Annotated in this window: 13 protein-coding genes; 2 read left to right on the top strand and 11 right to left on the bottom strand. The window is 73.2% G+C overall.

Annotated elements, in window-relative coordinates; translation table 11 throughout:
• The first annotated feature begins 6 nt into the window (after positions 1–6).
• Entirely contained in the window at positions 7–426 is a 420-nt protein-coding gene (locus IAG43_RS25320; RefSeq protein WP_246574557.1) for an ATP-binding protein, read from the top strand.
• Between the two features lie 132 nt (positions 427–558).
• On the opposite strand, the gene argF is transcribed toward IAG43_RS25320, so the two are convergent.
• From argF to IAG43_RS25280, 8 genes are all read right to left on the bottom strand, one after another.
• Complete coding sequence (argF, locus tag IAG43_RS25315; RefSeq protein ID WP_187742984.1) at positions 559–1569, bottom strand: ornithine carbamoyltransferase; 1011 nt, start codon at positions 1567–1569, stop codon at positions 559–561.
• Positions 1570–1658: 89 nt separating this feature from the next.
• On the bottom strand, positions 1659–2894 hold the full coding sequence (locus tag IAG43_RS25310) for an arginine deiminase (RefSeq protein WP_187742983.1): 1236 nt from the start codon (positions 2892–2894) through the stop codon (positions 1659–1661).
• Between the two features lie 222 nt (positions 2895–3116).
• Entirely contained in the window at positions 3117–5678 is a 2562-nt protein-coding gene (locus IAG43_RS25305; RefSeq protein ID WP_187742982.1) for a polynucleotide kinase-phosphatase, read from the bottom strand.
• Positions 5675–7306: a 3' terminal RNA ribose 2'-O-methyltransferase Hen1 gene (locus IAG43_RS25300; protein ID WP_187742981.1), complete on the bottom strand. Its 1632-nt coding sequence runs from the start codon at positions 7304–7306 to the stop codon at positions 5675–5677. Before IAG43_RS25300 ends, IAG43_RS25305 begins: the two co-directional genes overlap by 4 nt.
• Positions 7307–7515: 209 nt before the next feature.
• Positions 7516–8427, bottom strand: coding sequence for a homocysteine S-methyltransferase (gene mmuM, locus IAG43_RS25295; RefSeq protein ID WP_187742980.1), 912 nt, complete (start codon positions 8425–8427; stop codon positions 7516–7518).
• A 67-nt stretch (positions 8428–8494) separates the two neighbouring features.
• Positions 8495–9418, bottom strand: a complete 924-nt coding sequence (locus IAG43_RS25290; RefSeq protein WP_187742979.1) for an LLM class F420-dependent oxidoreductase — start codon at positions 9416–9418, stop codon at positions 8495–8497.
• Between the two features lie 37 nt (positions 9419–9455).
• A complete protein-coding gene (locus IAG43_RS25285) occupies positions 9456–9947 on the bottom strand; it encodes a DUF6099 family protein (protein ID WP_187742978.1) in 492 nt (163 codons plus the stop codon).
• Between the two features lie 287 nt (positions 9948–10234).
• Positions 10235–10624 carry a nucleotide pyrophosphohydrolase gene (locus IAG43_RS25280; protein ID WP_187742977.1) on the bottom strand — a complete coding sequence of 130 codons (390 nt, stop codon included), beginning with the start codon at positions 10622–10624 and terminating at the stop codon, positions 10235–10237.
• Between the two features lie 95 nt (positions 10625–10719).
• Here IAG43_RS25280 and IAG43_RS25275 point away from each other — a divergent pair, with 95 nt between their 5' ends.
• Positions 10720–11082, top strand: coding sequence for a hypothetical protein (locus IAG43_RS25275; protein ID WP_187742976.1), 363 nt, complete (start codon positions 10720–10722; stop codon positions 11080–11082).
• Positions 11083–11173: 91 nt separating this feature from the next.
• On the opposite strand, the gene IAG43_RS25270 is transcribed toward IAG43_RS25275, so the two are convergent.
• The 3 genes from IAG43_RS25270 to pulA all read right to left on the bottom strand — a co-directional run bounded on the left by IAG43_RS25270 (position 11174) and on the right by pulA (position 18657).
• Positions 11174–12367: an AAA family ATPase gene (locus IAG43_RS25270; protein ID WP_246574554.1), complete on the bottom strand. Its 1194-nt coding sequence runs from the start codon at positions 12365–12367 to the stop codon at positions 11174–11176.
• 414 nt (positions 12368–12781) lie between these two features.
• A complete protein-coding gene (locus tag IAG43_RS25265) occupies positions 12782–13195 on the bottom strand; it encodes a cell division protein SepF (RefSeq protein WP_187742975.1) in 414 nt (137 codons plus the stop codon).
• A 74-nt stretch (positions 13196–13269) separates the two neighbouring features.
• Positions 13270–18657: a pullulanase-type alpha-1,6-glucosidase gene (pulA, locus tag IAG43_RS25260; protein WP_187742974.1), complete on the bottom strand. Its 5388-nt coding sequence runs from the start codon at positions 18655–18657 to the stop codon at positions 13270–13272.
• Positions 18658–18669: the final 12 nt, after the last annotated feature.

Here is an 18669-nt window from a genome sequence, read left to right as displayed (position 1 = left end):
ATCACTGTGCCCGACTCCCCCGCTCCCGCCTCCTGGCACGTGCCGCTCCCGCACACCGCGGCCGCCGTGCCCATGGCCCGCGCGGCGATACGGGCGGCGCTCGCGGACACCGACGACCCGGCGGGCAGGGACACCGCCGAGCTGCTCACCGCGGAACTGGTCGCCAACGCGGTCCGCCACACGCCGGGCGGCTCCCGGATCGAGCTGGTCGTCCAGCTGCTGCCCAAGCGCTGCCAGGTCGAGGTGCACGACGCCGACCCCGAGCCGCCGGGGGCCCTCGCGCCGCACGCGCCGGAGCCGGAGCCCGGCCCCTGGCAGGAGCACGGCAGGGGCCTGCTGCTGATCCGCGCCCTGAGCTCCGAGTGCGGCCACCACCTCACCGCCTGGGGCAAGGCGGTCTGGTTCTCGCTCGCCGTGCGCGACTGAGCGCCTTCCGCCCGGCCCCGCCGCACCGCCCCCCGGCGGGCTTCACCCGTGAGCCCCCGCCCCCGTCGCCGCCCCCGGCAGGTCGCGCCCGCGTGCCGCCGGCGGGGACGGACCGGGCAGGGCCGCCGGTGCTCAGCCGCGGTCGCCGGCCAGCGTGGCGACCAGGACCGCCTTGATGGTGTGCATCCGGTTCTCGGCCTCGTCGAAGACGACGGAGTGGGGCGACTCGAAGACCTCGTCGGTGACCTCCAGCGAGGAGAGCCCGTGGCGCTCGTGGATCTGCCGGGCGACCTTGGTGCCCAGGTCGTGGAAGGCGGGCAGGCAGTGCAGGAACTTCACGTCCGGGTTGCCGGTGGCCCGCAGGACGTCCATCGTCACCGCGTACGGGGAGAGCGCCTTGATCCGCTCGTCCCAGACCTCCTCGGGCTCGCCCATCGACACCCACACGTCGGTGACGACGAAGTCCGCGCCCCGGACGCCCTCGCCGACGTCCTCGGTCAGCGTGATCCGCGCGCCGCTCGCCGCCGCGAGCTCCTGCGCGGCCGCGACGACCTCCACGGCCGGCCGGTAGGCCTCGGGCGCGACGATCCGCACGTCCATGCCGAGCAGCGCCGCCGTCACGAGGTAGCTGTTGCCCATGTTGAACCGGGCGTCGCCGAGGTAGGCGAAGGCGATCCGCTCCAGGGGCTTGTCGCAGTGCTCGGTCATGGTGAGCATGTCGGCGAGCATCTGGGTGGGGTGCCAGTCGTCCGTCAGCCCGTTGTAGACCGGCACCCCCGCGTGGGCGGCCAGCTCCTCCACCGTGTGCTGGGCGTCGCCCCGGAACTCGATCGCGTCGAACATCCGGCCGAGGACCCGGGCGGTGTCCTTCGCCGACTCCTTCTTGCCGATGTGGGACCCGGCCGGATCGATGTACGTCGTCGACGCGCCCTGGTCGGCCGCCGCCACCTCGAACGCGCAGCGGGTGCGCGTGGACGACTTCTCGAAGATCAGGGCGATGTTCCTGCCCAGCAGCCGCCGGACCTCGGTGCCGGACCGCTTCGCGGCCTTGAGCTCCGCGGCCAGGTCGAGCAGGCCGCGGAACTCCTCTGCCGTGAAGTCCAGCTCCTTCAGAAAGTGGCGGCCTTCGAGATGTATCGCCATGATGGGCGCTCCTGGGTGGCGGAAAAGCGATGAACGCATGGAAGTCTATACGAGCCCATGCATCGCTATACACCCTTACGTCGGAGTGTTCACCGCACGGCCTCCCGCTCGACGGGACAGCTCATGCACCGGGGGCCGCCCCGGCCCCTGCCCAGTTCGCTGCCGGGGATCTCGACCACCTCGATGCCCTGCTTGCGCAGGTAGGTGTTGGTCGTCGCGTTCCGCTCGTAGGCCACCACCACACCCGGCTCGACCGCGAGCACGTTGCAGCCGTCGTCCCACTGCTCGCGCTCGGCCGCGTGCACGTCCTGCGTCGCGGTCAGCACCCGGATGTCCTTCAGTCCGAGGGCCGCCGCGATCGCGTCGTGCATCCGCTCCGGGGGATGGTCGCTGACCTTGATGCCCCGGGGCGTGTCACCCGGCTCGATCGTGTAGGAGCGGAGCATGCCGAGCCCTGCGTACTGCGTGAAGGTGTCCGCGTCGACCATGGTCATCACCGTGTCCAGGTGCATGAACGCCCGGCGCTTCGGCATGTCCAGCGCCACGATGGTGCGGGCCGAACCGGCGGCGAAGAGACCGCGCGCCAGCATCTCCACCGCCTGCGGCGTGGTCCGCTCGCTCATCCCGATCAGCACGGCCCCGTTGCCGATGACCAGGACGTCTCCGCCCTCGATCGTGGACGGGTAGTCGTCCTGACCCTCCGACCAGTGGTGGAAGTGCGAGGCCTGCTCGCCGACGAAGTGCGGGTGGTACTTGTAGATCGCCTCGAAGTGCACCGTCTCGCGCCGCCGGGCCGGCCAGCGCATCGCGTTGATCGACACCCCGTCGTATATCCAGGCCGAAGTGTCGCGGGTGAACAGGTGGTTGGGCAGCGGCTGCAGCAGGAAGTCGTCCAGGTCCATGGTGTGGAACCGGACCGAGGTCGGCTCGGTGTGCCCGGCCAGGAACTCCCGCTTGGTCATCCCTCCCACCAGCGCCTCGACGAGGGCGGCCGTGGGCATCTCGTCGAACGCGGCCCTCAGGTGGTCCGTGGCGAGGGGGCCGTACTCCTTCTCGTCGAAGACGCGGTCCAGGACGAGCTTGCGGGCCTCCCCGACCGCCAGGGACTCGCGCAGCAGGTCCCCGAAGAGGTGCACCTGCACCCCCCGGTCGCGCAGCACGTCCGCGAAGCCGTCGTGCTCCTGGCGGGCGCGGCGCACCCAGAGCACGTCGTCGAAGAGCAGTGCGTCCTTGTTGCTCGGTGTGAGCCGCTTCAGTTCGAGATCCGGCCTGTGGAGGATGACCTGGCGCAGCCGGCCGGTCTCGGAGTCGACGTGGAATGCCATGTCTCCATCCTTGCCGGACAGGGGCCCGTTCACCCGGCGAACGCCGGAGTCCGTATTCCGGAGCGCCGGAGCCCGGCCCCGGAGCGGGCCTCGGGGGAAAAGTGGCGGCGGGCCGGGTGGCCGCCGGTCGCAGAGGGCGACCGGCGGCCACCGGACGGTGCTCGTCCCGAGGGGCGGGAGCGGGCGCACGCGCGGGGGACGTCCCCGCGGCCGGCCGGGCCGTCAGAGCCGGGGGTCGACCGGCTCCGACTCCAGCGCGAGGACGGCGAACACGGCCTCGTGCACCCGCCACAGCGGCTCGCCGGCGGCCAGCCGCTCCAGCGCCTCCAGCCCGAGCGCGTACTCGCGCAGGGCCAGCGAGCGCTTGTGGCCGAGGTGGCGGTCGCGCAGCCTCTCCAGGTTCGCCGGCCGGGTGTACTCGGGGCCGTAGACGATCCGCAGGTACTCGCGGCCGCGTACCTTCACACCGGGCTGGACGAGCCGTCCGCCGGCGTCACGGGCCAGCGCCTGGAGAGGTTTGACGACCATGCCCTCGCCGCCCCGGCCGGTCATCTCCAGCCACCAGTCGACGCCGGCCGCCACCGACGTCTCGTCCCCGGTGTCGACGACCAGCCGGCGCGTCACCTGGAGCAGGCCGGTCGGGTCGTGTTCCACCAGCCGGTCCAGCCAGGCGAGTTGCCGGTCGTGCGGGACACCGGCGAGCGAGCGTCCCTCGACGGCGAGGAGCTGGAACGGGGCGAGGCGGACCCCGTCCAGACCGTCGGTCGTCCAGCAGTAGCGGCGGTAGGCGTCCGTGAACGCCCGGGCGTCCTCGCCGCGTTCGCGGTGACGGGCGAGCAGTCCCGTCACCGGGACACCGCGCGCCGCCGCGGCCGCCAGCGCCGCGGTCGCCCCGGGCAGCACCGCGCCCGCCGCGGCCCCGACCGCGGCGTACTGGGTCCTCAGCAGGCCGGAGGCCTTGAGGGACCAGGGCATCAGCTCCGCGTCCAGCAGCAGCCAGTCCGTATCCAGCTCGTCCCAGAGCCCGGCGGCGCCCGCAGCGGCCCGCAGCCGCTCCAGCACCGCCTCGGTGACCGTCGGGTCGTCGAAGAAGGGGCGTCCGGTGCGGGTGTGGACGGCGCCGGTGGGGCCGTCGACGCCGAAGCGGCGCACGGCGGCAGCGGCGTCGCGGCAGACCAGGGCCACCGCACGCGACCCCATGTGCTTCTCCTCGCACACCACCCGGGCGACGCCGTCCGCCGCGTACTGGGCGAAGGCCTCCGCCGGGTGCTCCAGGTAGCCGTCCTGGCGCGAGGTCGCGGTCGGCGCCATCGTCGGCGGGAGGTACGCGAGCAGCCGGGGGTCGACGGCGAAGCGGCTCATCACCTCCAGCGCCGCCGCCGCGTTCTCCTCGCGCACGCCGACGCGCGCCATGTGCCGCGTCTCGACGACCCGGCGGCCCTGCACGTCGGCGAGGTCGAGCGGGCGGCCCTCGCGGCTGCCTGGGGTCTCGGTGAGCAGCGGCTTGACCGGCTCGTACCAGACCCTCTCGGCGGGCACGTCGACGAGTTCGCGCTCCGGCCAGCGCAGGGCGGTCATCCGGCCGCCGAAGACGGCCCCGGTGTCGAGACAGATGGTGTTGTTGATCCAGGAGGTGCTGGGGACGGGGGTGTGCCCGTAGACGACCGCGGCCCGCCCCCGGTAGTCCTCCGCCCACGGGTAGCGCACGGGCAGCCCGAACTCGTCGGTCTCCCCCGTGGTCTCCCCGTACAGGGCGTGCGAGCGGACACGGCCCGAGGTGCGGCCGTGGTACTTCTCCGGCAGCCCGGCGTGGCAGACCACCAGCCGGCCCTCGTCGAGGACGTAGTGGCTGACGAGTCCGTCGATGAACTCGCGCACCTGCTCGCGGAACGCGTCGTCCTCCTTCTCGAGCTGCGCGATCGTCTCGGCGAGGCCGTGGGTGTGCTGGACGTTGCGCCCCTTCAGCCAGCGGGACAGCTTGTTCTCGTGGTTGCCCGGCACGCACAGGGCGCTTCCCGCGGCGACCATGCCCATGACGCGGCGGAGCACGCCGGGGCTGTCGGGGCCGCGGTCGACGAGGTCGCCGACGAAGACGGCGGTCCGGCCGTCGGGGTGGACGCCGTCCTGGTACCCGAGTTCGCGCAGCAGGGTCTCCAGCTCGGAGCTGCATCCGTGGATGTCGCCGACGATGTCGAACGGGCCGGTGAGGTGGCGGAGGTCGTTGTAGCGCCGCTCCAGGACGATCTCGGCGCCCTCGGCCTCCTCGGCGCTGCGCAGCACGTGGACCTTGCGGAAGCCCTCGCGTTCCAGTCCGCGCAGCGAGCGGCGCAGTTCGCGGCGGTGCCGCGAGATGACGTGGCGCGGCATGCCGGCCCGGTCGGGGCGCGCCGCGTTGCGGCGCGCGCAGACGTCCTCGGGCAGGTCGAGCACGATCGCGATGGGCAGCACGTCGTGCTCGCGGGCGATCTTCACGAGCTGCCGTCGGCTCTCGGTCTGCACGTTGGTGGCGTCGACCACGGTCAGCCGGCCCGCGGCGAGGCGCTTGCCGACGATGTAGTGGAGGACGTCGAAGGCGTCGCCGCTGGCGCTCTGGTCGTTCTCGTCGTCGGCGACGAGCCCCCGGCAGAAGTCGGAGGAGACGACCTCGGTGGGCTTGAAGTGCCTGCGGGCGAAGGTCGACTTGCCGGAGCCGGTGGCTCCGACGAGGACGACGAGGGACAGGTCGGTGACCGGCAGCCGCCGGCCGGGGACGGTGGCCGCTTCTTCGGTGCTCGTGGTGGTCATGCCGCCGTCGCCTCCTTCTCGGACTCGTGCTCGGTGGTGGTCGTGCCGGCCGCGGTGGCCGTCGGGGTCGTCGTCGCGGACGCGGCCGTCGTCGCGGATGCGGCGGTCGGGACGGTGGTCGGGACGGCGCCGCCGGACGCGCCGGCCGTCGCGGTCGTCGGGGTGGCCGTCGGGGTGGCGCCGCCGGACACGGCGGCCTCGAAGACCGCCATCTGCGTGGGCGGGCCGACCTCCGGGTCGTCCGGCCCCACCGGGGCGAAGCTCACCGTGTAGCCGTGGCGTCCGGCCACCCCCGCGGCCCAGGCCCGGAACTGGGCACGGGTCCACTCGAAGCGGTGGTCGCTGTGCCGGGCGTGGCCCGCGGGCAGGCTCTCCCAGCGCACGTTGTACTCGACGTTCGGGGTGGTCACCAGCACCGTGCCGGGCCGTGCCGCGCCGAAGACGGCGTACTCCAGCGCCGGCAGCCTCGGCAGGTCGAGGTGCTCGATCACCTCGCTGAGGACGGCCGCGTCGTAGCCGGCCAGCCGCTTGTCGGTGTACGTGAGCGACCCCTGCATCAGGGTGACCCGGGACGCCTGCCGCTCCCCCAGCCGGTCCAGCTTCAGCCGCCGCCCGGCGACGGTGAGCGCGCGCACCGACACGTCGACGCCGGTGATCTCGGTGAAGCGCGTGTCCTTCAGCAGCGCCTGCACCAACTGGCCCTGTCCGCAGCCCAGGTCGACCACGCGCTGCACCCCGCGGGCGCGCAGCGCGGCGAGGATCGCCTGCCGGCGCTGCTCCGCGAGCGGTACGGGCCGCTCGTCGGTGTCCGTGGTCTCGTCGACGGCGTTGTCGACGTCCTCGACGGCGAGGTCGTCGGTCTCGGCGAGGCGGACGAGTTCGAGGCGCTCCATGGCCTGACGGGTCAGGCCCCACCGCCGGGAGAGGTAGCGGCTGGTGATCAGCTGCTGCTCGGGGTGGTCGGCGAGCCAGCCCTCACCGGCCCGCAGCAGCTTGTCGACCTCGTCGGTGGCGACCCAGTAGTGCTTCGCGTCGTCCATGACAGGGAGCAGGACGTAGAGCTGGCGCAGGGCGTCCGCGAGCCGGAGCTCGCCCTCCAGGGCGAGCCGTACGTAGCGGGAGTCGCCCCAGCCGGGGAACTCCTCGTCCAGCGGGATCGGTTCGGCCTCGACCGAGGTCCAGCCCAGTGGCGCGAAGAGCCGGCGGACCAGCTCGACGCCGCCGCGGGCGGCGACGGCCGGCACCTCGACGCGCAGCGGCAGGGGCGTGGCGGCGCGCTCGGGCAGAGCGGCGCACACGCCGCGCAGGGCGCTCTTGAAGACCGTGCTCATGGCGACCGAGAGCAGCGAGGACGCCGCGTACGGGCGGTCGTTGACGTACTGCGCGAGGGCGGCGTCGGGGGCCTGCCCCCGGCCCTTGCCCTTGCCGCGGCGCACCAGCGCCACCGGATCGACCTCCAGCAGCAGCGCGGCGGTGCACCGCTCGGCGGACGCCTCGGGGTAGAAGACGTGGGCCGTGCCGTGCGCGGTGGAGAACGCCTGCGCCTTGTCGGGATGCTTGTGCAGCAGGAAGCCGAGGTCGGTGGCGGGGCGTTCGGGGGTACCGGAGGTACTGATCGTCAGGAACACCCGTCCGAGTATCGTCGGCCGCGTCAGCCCTGGACAGCGGTTTTCGACGGACTCCGGCGCTCGTGTCACAGGGTGTCCCCCCTCTCACCCTGCCGGCCCGGCGCCGGGCGCCCGTCACACCGGGAAGCGGCGCGCCCACCGGGCGCCCGTGGCACCGGAGGCGGAGTCCCCGCCGGCGGCGCACCCGTACCCGTCCCGTCCCCGGCCCGTCACGGCCGGTCGCCTCCGAGTGCCGCCGCCAGCCCCGCGACGCCCCGCGGGCCGACGCGGCAGCAGCCGCCGATCAGCCGGGCGCCCGCGGCCGCCCACCGGGGCGCCTCGTGCGGGTCGAAGGCCGCGGCTCCCGCCCACCGCCCCGCGACGCCGTCCCAGCGCTCGCCGCTGTTCGGGTAGACGACGGCAGGTCTGCCGGTCGTGCGGACGGCGAGAGCGGCCGCGCTCGCAGCCTCGTCCGGGTCGCAGCAGTTGACGCCGACCGCGATGACGTCGTCCCGGCCGGCGGCGAGAGCGAACGCCTGCGCGAGGTCCTGCCCGGCACGGGTCCGCCCGCCGGCGACGGTGTACGACAGCCAGAGGGGCACCCCGCACCCCTCGGTGGCCGCGAGCAGCGCGCGGGCCTCGTCCGTGTCGGGGACGGTCTCCAGCGCCAGCACGTCGGGCCGGGCCGCCACGAGCGCTTCGACGCGGGGGCGGTGGAAGCGCTCCAGCTCGCCCACGGTCAGTCCGTAGGCGCCGCGGTATTCGCTGCCGTCGGCGAGATGGGCGCCGTACGGACCGACGGATGCCGCCACCCACACCTCCCGGGGCGCCGCGTCCCCGGCCCGGCGCGCCAGGTCCACGCTGAGGGCGAGCAGCTCCGCTGCCTCCGCGGGCCCGGCGCCCCGGCGGGCGAAGCCCTCGAAGGTGGCCTGGTAGCTCGCGGTGATCAGCACCTCCGCGCCGGCCCGGACGTAGGCGGTGTGGGCGGATTCGATCTGTGCGGGATCCTCGGCGAGGAGGCGGGCCGACCAGAGGTCGTCCGCCAGATCGCAGCCCTGCGCCTCCAGCCGGCAGGCGAGGCCGCCGTCGAGGACCAGCGCACGCTCGGCCAGCGCGGCGGCGAGGGGACGGGAGGGGCGCACGGCTGCCTCCGGGGGCCGGGCCGCCGGGGCGCGGACGGGCGGGTCCGCGCCCCGGGCGGCGACTGGGTCAGGAGAGCTGGGACTGGACCTGGGAGGAGATCAGTTCCAGGTGGTCGAGGTCGTCGAGGTCGAGCACCTGGAGATAGATCCGGGAGGCCCCCTTCTCCGCGTAGCGGCCGATCTTGTCGACGACCTCGGCCGGGGAGCCGGCGAGGCCGTCCGCCCGGAGCTCGTCCGCCCCGCGGCCGATCGCCGCCGCACGCCGGGCGACCTCGGCCTCGTCCTTGCCTACGCAGACCACCAGGGCGTTGGAGTAGACGATGTCGCCCGGGTCGCGGCCGGCCTCCCGGGCGGCGTCCCGGACCCGTCCGAACTGGCGCTCGGTGTCCTCGAGGGAGGCGAAGGGCAGGTTGAACTCGTCCGCGTACCGGGCGGCCAGACGCGGCGTGCGGACGGCACCGTGGCCGCCGATGAGCACCGGAATCCTCGGCTGCACGGGCTTCGGCAGGGCCGGCGAGTCGGTGAGCTGGTAGTGGGTGCCCTCGTAGCTGAACCGCTCGCCCTCACCGGTGGACCACAGGCCGGTGACGATCGCCAGCTGCTCCTCCAGCCTGGCGATCCGCTCCTTGGGGAAGGGGATGCCGTACGCGCGGTGCTCCTCCTCGAACCAGCCCGCTCCCAGGCCGAGTTCGATGCGGCCGCCGGACATCTGGTCGACCTGGGCGACCTGGATGGCGAGGACACCGGGCAGCCGGAACGTGCCGGCGGTCATGAGGGTGCCGAGACGGATCGTGCGGGTCTCGCGGGCCAGCCCCGCAAGCGTGATCCATGCGTCGGTGGGTCCGGGAAGGCCGTCGACCGGGCCCATGCTCAGGTAGTGGTCGGAACGGAAGAAGGCGTCGAAGCCGAGGTCCTCGGAGGCCTTGGCGACGGCGAGGAGGGTGTCGTAGTCGGCGCCCTGCTGGGGCTCGGTGAAGATGCGAAGATCCATGCTTCCATCCTGCACCGGCGGCCGGACACCTCGCGGGTCATTGCGGGCCCGCGCGCCCCCTGACGGTCTCGGGCGGCCTCTCGCGCTCCCGTTCGGCGAGACGCCGCAGCATCGCGCGGACACGGTCGCTGGACTCGTCGGCCGCGTCTATGGTCTCGATGCACTGCCAGTAGAGACCTTCGTCGTCGGTGGCGCAGGCGACGGCGACCAGGGCGATGCCGACGTCCCCCAGCAGCCCCAGCAGTGCGGTCAACACCGCTTCGGGACGGGCCACTTCGGTGAGCTGCACGGCCCGCGGGCCGCCGCCGCGCACGGCGGGGTGGTCGGGGGCGCCGGCGCCGCCGGTCTCGCTGAGCGCCGTGGCCTCGCCCCTCAGATCGGGATGACCGCCGAGGGCGATCCTGCCGCCGATGGCCTGGGCGAGCGCCTGGATCTGCCAGGCCTCGGCCACCACCTGTGCGGCCTCCGCCCCCTGCTCGCTCTCCCGCAGCGCCCGTCCGCTGATCTCGATGAGCCGTAACGCGTCCATGCCGAGCCCCCGTTCATACGATGTACCGCCCACACTGTTCATTACCCAGAGTGAAGGTCATCGACCAGAAAAGCCAGGGGAATTCGGAAATCTGTGGACACCAAGGCGATTGTGGATAACTCGATGACTCCGAAGAGTGACAAAGGGGTGTACGCGGCACCACCGACGGCACGGCGTGCCCCTCGTCCCCGGGCGCGTGGGACGGCCGCGGACACGGCGCCCGGGACGGGCGCGCCACCGGGCCCCGGCCCCGGTGGGTCAGGGGCCCGGGGCCCGGTCCCCCTGGGTCAAGGGGCCGGGAAGCGCCGCTCGTTGCGGTCGATCTTGTCCCGCAGGGCCTCCAGCACGTCGACCCCGAGCACCTCGCAGAACTGGAGGAGATAGGCGAGCACGTCCGCCGCCTCGTCCCTGACCCGGTGAGCGCTCTCGGGGTCCTCCATCACGGCGGCCGACTCCTCGGGAGTCAGCCACTGGAAGATCTCGACCAGCTCGGCGGCCTCCACGCTGAGCGCCGCGGCCAGGTTCTTGGGCGTGTGGTACGGCTCCCAGCCTCGCGCCGCCGCGAAGCCGGCGAGCCTGCGCTGGAGTCCCGCCACGTCGAGTCCGTCGTCCCGCGTCACCTGTCTCCTTCCTGGACGCCCCGGCCTCCGGGAGGCGGGGCCTCGGATCCGTCCCATGATCCCAGGCCGACGGCGCCCGGACCGCACGCCTTCGGGCATCATGAGGCGGCCGCGGCAGCCGCGGACCGTGATCCCGACACGACGGAGTGACCATGCCGGACATCGTGACCGAGCGGTTCGTCGATGCGGCCGTCGGCCTGCCGGCCCCCGCTCTGCACTCGGCGTTCGAGCGGATGCTCGACCTCGCCGACGAGGGCGGCCGGGAGGCGAGCGACGCGGCGGTCCCGTCCGCCGCGCGGAACTCGGCACTCGACCGCCGCATCCGGGCCGGTCTCCTCCCCCGCGCCGAGGAGCTCGACGCCCACCGTGCCGGGCTCCACTCCGACGCCCGCGTCGCGATATCCGTCGCGGCGCGGGCGGTCCTGACACGGCACAGGCTGACTGCCGAACAGTTCGGCCTTCTGGTGGCACCGTTCGCGGCGTACGGCCTCGTCCCCCGGCGGCACGCGCCCTGAGCGCCCCGGCGCAGGGGGCCCGAGGCCGGGGGCCGGTGGCCGGGGCCCCGGCGGTCCGAGCGGGAGCCTCGCCCGGGGAGAACGGCGGCTGTCACCGCACCAGGTCCACCACCGACACCCCGGCCATCGCCCGTACCGGGCCGGCGTCGGAGACGGAGCCGATCAGCCGGATGTGTCCGCGGGCACACATCTCCACGGCCAGCAGCGCCAGTTCGCGGGTCTGCGCCGGATGCAGGCAGCGGTCGAGGCCGTCCGCGACGACGGTGAGCGACTGGTACGCCTCCGGCACCTCCGCGACCTGGTCGACGGCGAGCACCCCGGGTCCGGTGAGCAGCACCAGCGCGAGCGCCAGATAGCGCAGTTCGCCTTCGCCGAGGCGTCCGACGGGAGTCGCGGGGGCCGCGGCGCCCCGGCCGAACAGCGCGCGGACCGCCCCGTCGGGCGTCTGCTCCACGCGGACGTCCGCGATGTCGCCGGCGCAGCCGGACCGCGCCGCCGCCGTGAGCCTCGCGTGCCGCCGGGCGCACTCCCTGCGGGTGCGGTGCAGCACCTCGGCCAGGTTGTCGCAGCCGCGCCGCAGCCGGCCGCTTCCGGCGGGCACCGGCGCGCGCATCCGCTCGGGCCGGGGGTCGCAGGCGAACGCCGACCGCAGCGCCATCACCACCTGTTCGGCCGCCGCGAGGACGCGTAACTGCGCGGCCGTCCGTCCGGCGACGTGCAGCGGGAGGAGCGGGGTGCCGAGCCGGTCGTCGGGGAGCGCGGCGCGGGTGACCCCGGCGGTGCCGGAGGTGTGCCAGGCGGCCTCGACCGTGCGGCGGCGCGGTTCGCGCAGGGCCGTGGCGAGGACGACGTCGCCGTCGCAGGTCAGCCGCTCGCCGACGATCCGCAGATCGGGCTCGGCCTGCACCGCGAGATCGAGCCGGACCTCGCCGGCGGCGCCGCGTACGGTGCAGCCGATCCGGAAGCCGCGCCGGCCCTGCCGGTCGGGCTTCGCCCACTCGGGGACGCAGGCGTCGGACTCGGGAAAGGCGCGGTCGAGGCCCTGCCCGGCGGCGAGCCGGGCCAGGGCCTCGTAGGCGTGGAGGGCACTCGACTTGCCGCTGCCGCTCGCCCCGGCGAAGAGGGTGAGCGGGGCGATGGGGAGAACCGCCGCGCGATGCGATTTGAAGGCGGACAGGCGCAGTTCGGTCACGGCGGGGCGCACCGCGGGGGCCGGGCCGCCGCCGTGCGGGGGAAGGGGGGCGGGAAGCACGGCACCCGGTGCCGGAGAAGCGTGGGGATCCATGGCCGGGACCGTACGCACCAAGATCCACGCGGAACCGTTACAGCCCGCGTGCCTTCCTACGAACGGGGTACCGGGCCCGCGGCGGACGACCTCGCACGAGGTACGGCCGGCCGGTCCGGACGACGCGGCCGGCGACAGGGCGGTACGGCCACTCCGGCGGCCGGCACGGCGTCCGGCAGGCGCGGCCCCGCACGGGGCGACGCGATCCGCACGGGGTGCGGCCGGCCGGTACCGGCGGAAAGCCCCCGCGGGCGCTCGGCCGACCCGCCCGCACGAACCGCACGGTCCGGCGGCCCCAGCCCCCCGCCCCCGTCCGGCCCTCGGGCCGACGGCGCACGGCGCACGGCGCACGGCGCACGACGTACGGCGAGAGTCCGCGCCCCCCAAGGCAGCGGCCTGCCCCCGGAGCAGCGCCTACGCCCGGGGCAGGGCCTCGTCCCCGGCGTCCTCGGCCTCCGTGCCCTCCACCTCGGTGCCGGCCGGTGTCAGCAGGAAGACGTTGCGGTCGACGCGGTGCATGCCGCTGCCGAGCCCGAAGACGACACCGCTGCTGAAGTCGAGGATGCGCTTGGCGACATCGGTGTCCGCGCTGCTGAGGTCGAGCAGCACCGGGGTCCGGTCGACGAGGTGGTCGGCGACCTCGCGGGCGTCCGCGAAGACCTGCACGCGCAGCACCACGAAGCGGCGGTTGTCGGCGGGTGCGTAGTGCTCGGGGACCGTGCGGTGGTCCACGCGCGACGGCCACGCGTCACGGCCGCGCAGCGGCACCACCTGGGCCAGGCCCTCCCACTGCTCGTCGGTGACGTCGTACCTCTCGTACCTGCTCATGGGTCCATCCTCGCGCCTCTCACCCGTTCGGCCCAACAGCGACACGGGTGAGAGGCACGAGGATCACGAAACGGTCAGCCCCGCTCGAATACGGCGACCGTACGGGCCGGAACGGTGAAGGTCCCGGAACCCTTCGCGTAGGAGGCGGACTTCACCACCGGATCGGCGCCCGCGCGCTGCACCGGGTGGAGTCCGTATCCGCTGCCGGCCAGGGCCGGGACCTGCTGGGTCTGCTGCTCGGGAGTGGCGTTGAAGACCACGACCAGGTCGCCCAGACGCATGGTGATCACGCCCGGGGTCTCCTCGGTGCCCGAGAGCGGGAAGGACAGCGCCTTCTGCACGTCCGCGGCGGTGACCTGGGAGAACGCCTTCTCGGTGGTGCGGATGCGCAGCAGGTCGCGGTACGAGGCCGAGGCCCCGTCGATCTGCGCGCAGCCCACCGTGAGCGACGGCGCCGTCAGCAGCGGCTTGGCGAAGCCCCACTTGGGCTCGTTGTCGGCCGCCGGCGGGAGGCCGCGGCCGAAGCCGTTGCCGGCGCGGCAGTCCCAGTGGATGGCGTTGTACCAGTCCCCGCTGTCGTACGAGTTGCGGTCCAGCGACTTGGAGCGCAGCAGGTCGGTGCCCGCCTGGGAGAGCGCGGGCCCCTGCGACAGCGCCGAGGTGGCCATGGCGAGCACCTGCATCCTGGCCCGGTCCGCCGCGGAGGTGCCGGCGGGGAGCTTGAAGGCGAGCGCGTCGTACAGCGTCTCGTTGTCGTGGGCGTCCGCGTAGGCGAGCGCGTCACCGGGTGCCGCGGCGTAGCCGGCCGGGGCGCCGTTGTAGTCGACCTCGGAGCCCTTGACCGTGCGGCCCGCGGTGTCGGTGAACGAGTAGGACGCGAGGTTGCCGGAGAGGCCGACCTTGATCAGGTCCTGGTAGTGGAGGAGGCGGGCGCGCTGCTCGGCCTCGGTGCCGTTGTCCTTCGAGGTGTTGGGGTCGGTGAAGAGGCCGGAGGCGAAGCCCTGGACGCCCGGGTCCTCGTCGAACGGGCCGCCGCCGCGCACGGCGTCACGGGCCCGGTCGGAGAAGGTCGCGATCCCGGTCCCGGCCATGTTCTTCTGGGTGGCCTGGACGAAGCGGGCGTCGTCGGCGATCTCGCCGAAGTTCCAGCCCTCGCCGTAGAGCACGATCTTCTTCCCGTCGACGCCGTCGCGGGCGGGGGTGAGCCCGTCGAGCGCCTTGCGGACGGCGAGGATGTTCTCCTTCGGGTGGTGTCCCATCAGGTCGAAGCGGAAGCCGTCGACCTTGTAGTCACGGGCCCAGGTGACGACCGAGTCCACGACGAGCTTGCCCATCATGGCGTTCTCGGGCGCGGTGTTGGCACAGCAGGTGGAGGTGGCGACGGAGCCGTCGGCGAGGAGCCGCTGGTAGTAGCCGGGGACGATGCGGTCGAGCACCGACTTGTCCGACTGGCCGGCGGCCACGGTGTGGTTGTAGACCACGTCCATGACGGTGCGCAGCCCGTCCTCGTTGAGCGACTTCACCATCTGGCGGAACTCGACGGTGCGCTTCGTGCCGTCCGGGTCGGTGGCGTAGGAGCCCTCGGGCACCGTGTAGTGCAGCGGGTCGTAGCCCCAGTTGTAGGCGTCCTTCGCCGCGGCCTTCGCGACGCACGCCTGCTGCTCCTCGGAGTCGGGCGCGTAGACGAGCAGGTCGCAGGCGGGCTGCTGCTGGTCGGACTTCTTCTCGGGGATGGTGCCGATGTCGAAGGCGGGCAGCAGGTGGACGTACGAGGTGCCGGCGCGTGCCAGGTCGCGCAGATGGCGCGAGCCCTTGCTGTCCTTGTCGGCGAAGGCGAGGTAGGTGCCCTTGTCCTTCGCGGTGGGGTCGGCGATCGAGAAGTCGCGGATGTGCAGCTCCTGGATCTGGGCGTCCCGCAGCGGCACGGCGGCGGGCTTCTTCAGACCGGACCAGCCCTTCGGCTCCAGGGACTTGTCCGTGAGGTCGACGACGACGCTCTTCTCGGAGTCGGCCGTGAGGGCGAGCGAGTAGGGGTCGGTGACCTTGTTGGTGACGACCTTCTGGACGCTGGGGGCCCAGACCTTCACGTGGTACCGGTAGGTGTCGCCCTTCCAGCTCTTGGCGCCGCGGACGGACCAGACACCGCTCTCGTCGTCACGGCGCATCGCGACGCCGCGGCCGTCGATCTCCAGGGAGACCTGCTGGGCGGTGGGGGCCCAGACGCGCAGCGTGGGCACGCCCTTGCCGTCGAAGACGGCGCCCAGGTCGGCGCGGGTGGCCTCGGCCGCGTAAAGGTCGTCGAGGACCCCGGCGATCTGGACGCCGGTGGCGGCGAGCGCGGCGCCGTTGGCGGCGTACTGCGCGGCGACGACCTGGCCGCGGAGCGCCTCCCGGACGCGGTCGCGGTCGCGCGGGTCGACGGACCAGGCGGCCGAGGACGCCAGGTGCGGGAACTTCTCCTTCTGCGCGGCCGTCAGCTCGGTGGCGTTCAGGCGCAGCGTCCTGCGGTCGCCGGTCAGGGCGCCGTCCTTCACCGCGAGGGAGCCGTCACGGGAGTAGAGGAGTGCGCTGGAGGCCGCGGCGGGGCTGCCGTTCCAGGCGACGGTGTTCCGGTCGATCCACACCGCCTGTGCCTTGGTCAGGTCGAAGGCGGCGCTGCTGCCCTTGGGCTGGGGCAGCAGGTACTTCTGCTGTCCGCCGAGGAGCCAGACCTCGTGGCCGTTGGCCTTGAGGTCGAGCGACTGGTCGGAGGGGAGGTCCTTCTCGTCGCCCTTGTGGAGGATGTAGCTGAGCGAGGTCGCTCCGGCGGCCAGCGGCACCTCGTAGACCGCGCCGTAGGCGTCCGTGCGGACGGGCTCCAGCGGCTTGCTCCAGTCGGTGGGCTCGGCGGCGCCGGTCCAGGTGTGCAGGCCCCAGCCCGTGTAGTCGCCGTCGGCGCGCTGGTAGTGCAGCACCGCCTTCGAGGTGTCCTGGGGCGGGTAGGCGCCCTCGGGGGCGGTGGTGGAGAGCTCCGGCTCGCCCTCCTCGATCCAGACCTCGCCGGTCTTGGACAGGTCGATGGCGCGGTCGGCGTCGGTGTCCTTGACGCCGTCCTTGTTCACGGCGATGAAGCCGACCGAGGAGGCGCCGGGCTTCAGCTTGACGTGGGCGAAGGCGCCGTACGCGTCGCGGCCGGTGAACGGCTTGCCGGCCGGCCAGGTGGTGCCCTCGCCGTCGGCGATGTCGCCCCAGGTGTAGAGGCCCCAGTCGTCGTAGTCGCCGTCGGCGCGCTTGTAGTGGACGATCGCGTAGTCGCGCTGGGTGGCGGTCGGCGGCTGCTCGACGGCCGGGGCGCCGCTGGTGGAGGCGGCGGTGGCGCTCGCGGTGCGGCCCGCGCTGTCGACGACGACGGCCTTGTAGCGCAGGGGCGTTCCCTCGGGTGCGGTGACCTTGTGGGTCACCTTGTAGGGGGCGTGGTCGGCGGAGCCGAGGACCTGCCACCTGCCGTTGCCGGTCTGGGCGGCGAAGACGACCCGGTTGAGCTGTCCGCCGTCGGTGTCGGCGGAGATCTCGACGGTGCCGGTGGCGCCGTCCGCGGGGGCCTTCAGCGTGAGCGACGGCTTGGCGGCCGGGGCGCCGAGCGGCTTCGCCGCCTTGAGCACCAGGGAGCCGAGCGCCGGGACGGTCACCTTCACCGTGGTGTCGGCGCCGCTGGTGACCCGGGTGTCACCGCCGTGGACGGCGGAGAAGGCCATGCCGGCCGAGGCGGTCGGGATCTCGACCGTCTTCGCCTCGGCGGAGCTGTTCACGGCGACGAGGTATTCCTGCTTCGCCCGGGCGTCGGTACGGGAGAACGCGTAGACCGGGCCCTCGGCGTACCGCTGCTGCTGGACGCCGTCGCGCAGCGCCGGGTGCTCACGGGTGAGCTTCGCTAGTGCGGCGATCTGCCGGTACAGCGGGTGCGAGGGGTCGTAGGCGTCCTTCGCGTGGGTGCGGTCGGTGCCGATCTGGTCGTCGTCCAGGTAGTCGGCGGTCTTCGAGGCGAAGAGGGTCTGCCGGGAGTCCTTGTCCCCGCCGGGGCCGGTGAAGCCCTGCTCGTCGCCGTAGTAGACGACGGGGTTGCCGCGGGTGAGGAACATCAGCTCGTTGGCGAGTCCGGCGCGCTTCAGCAGCTCGGCGTCGCCGGCCTCGGGGTTGTCCTGCTTCAGGAACGTGCCGAAGCGGCCCATGTCGTGGTTGCCGAGGAAGGGCACCGACTCGTAGGCGTTGGCCTTGTCCGTGGTGTAGCGGTAGTCCTGGCCGAAGAGGTTCGCCAGCTTGTCCGCGCCGGCGCCCTGCGAGGCGAAGGCGCGCGCGGCGTCCTGGAAGGGGAAGTCGAGCGTGGCGTCGAGCCTGCCCTCGGTGACGTACTTCGAGGTGATCGCCGGGTCGGCGGAGTAGACCTCGCCGAACATGAAGAAGTCGTCCCGGCCGCGCTTCGCCGCGTACTCGTCGAGCGAGGTGGCCCACTGGGTCCAGAACTCGGTGTTGACGTGCTTGACCGTGTCGATGCGGAAGCCGTCGATGTCGAAGTCGCGCACCCAGCGCTGGTAGATCTTCTCCATCCCCTCGACGACCTCGGGGCGCTCGGTCCACAGGTCGTCCAGGCCGACGAAGTCGCCGTACTCGGAGGATTCGCCGGCGAAGGTGGAGTCGCCCCGGTTGTGGTACATCGTCGGGTCGTTGAGCCAGGACGGGACCTTCACGTTCTTCTTGTCCGCGGCGACGACGGGCGTGCGCGGGAAGGAGTCCCGGTCGACCGGCGGGAAGCGGCGCTCGCCGTCGGCGTAGTCGGTGTCGTCGAAGGGGACGCCGTCCTTGGTCAGGTACGGGAAGGCGCCCTTGGAGAGGTAGCCGTAGGACTTCTCCTCGTAGTCGACGACGTCGGCGGTGTGGTTGGTGATGACGTCGAAGAAGACCTTCATGCCCTTGGCGTGGGCCTTGTCGATCAGCCGCTCCAGGTCGGCGTTGGTGCCGAAGTGGGGGTCGACCTGGGTGAAGTCGGTGATCCAGTAGCCGTGGTAGCCGGCCGACGCGTCCTTGCCCTCGCCCTGCACCGGCTGGTTCTTGAAGATCGGCGCCATCCAGATGGCGGTGGTGCCGAGCCCCTTGATGTAGTCCAGCTTGTCGGTGAGGCCCTTGAGGTCGCCGCCCTGGTAGAAGCCCTTGTCGGTGGGGTCGTAGCCGGTGGCCAGACGGGAACCGGTGAGGCCGCCGCGGTCGTTGCGCGTGTCACCGTTGGCAAAACGATCCGGCAGGACGAAGTAGAACTGCTCGCGGGTCAGGTCGTGGCGGGCCGGCTCGGCGGCCAGCGATCTGTCCGACGGCGGCTTGGGCGGCGGTGGCGCGGCAGCCGCCGGCAGGGCGGAGACCAGCGCCGCGACCGTCGCCGTCGCCAGTGCGGCGGCGGCTGCGGGGCGCAGCGGGATGCGAGGGCGTGTCAAGGCGGTTCTCTC

The sequence above is a fragment of the Streptomyces genisteinicus genome (assembly GCF_014489615.1).
GTDB lineage: Bacteria > Actinomycetota > Actinomycetes > Streptomycetales > Streptomycetaceae > Streptomyces > Streptomyces genisteinicus.
This window is presented reverse-complemented; position numbering and strand designations above follow the sequence as displayed.

What these genes read in the sequence shown, in the direction of transcription:
- IAG43_RS25265 (WP_187742975.1), bottom strand. Translation starts at nt 13,195, where the DNA reads ATGAGCAGGTACGAGAGGTACGACGTCACCGACGAGCAGTGGGAGGGC.
- argF (WP_187742984.1), bottom strand. Translation starts at nt 1,569, where the DNA reads ATGGCGATACATCTCGAAGGCCGCCACTTTCTGAAGGAGCTGGACTTC.
- IAG43_RS25280 (WP_187742977.1), bottom strand. Translation starts at nt 10,624, where the DNA reads ATGGGACGGATCCGAGGCCCCGCCTCCCGGAGGCCGGGGCGTCCAGGA.
- IAG43_RS25285 (WP_187742978.1), bottom strand. Translation starts at nt 9,947, where the DNA reads ATGGACGCGTTACGGCTCATCGAGATCAGCGGACGGGCGCTGCGGGAG.
- IAG43_RS25305 (WP_187742982.1), bottom strand. Translation starts at nt 5,678, where the DNA reads ATGACCACCACGAGCACCGAAGAAGCGGCCACCGTCCCCGGCCGGCGG.
- IAG43_RS25310 (WP_187742983.1), bottom strand. Translation starts at nt 2,894, where the DNA reads ATGGCATTCCACGTCGACTCCGAGACCGGCCGGCTGCGCCAGGTCATC.
- IAG43_RS25275 (WP_187742976.1), top strand. Translation starts at nt 10,720, where the DNA reads ATGCCGGACATCGTGACCGAGCGGTTCGTCGATGCGGCCGTCGGCCTG.
- IAG43_RS25290 (WP_187742979.1), bottom strand. Translation starts at nt 9,418, where the DNA reads ATGGATCTTCGCATCTTCACCGAGCCCCAGCAGGGCGCCGACTACGAC.
- IAG43_RS25270 (WP_246574554.1), bottom strand. Translation starts at nt 12,367, where the DNA reads ATGGATCCCCACGCTTCTCCGGCACCGGGTGCCGTGCTTCCCGCCCCC.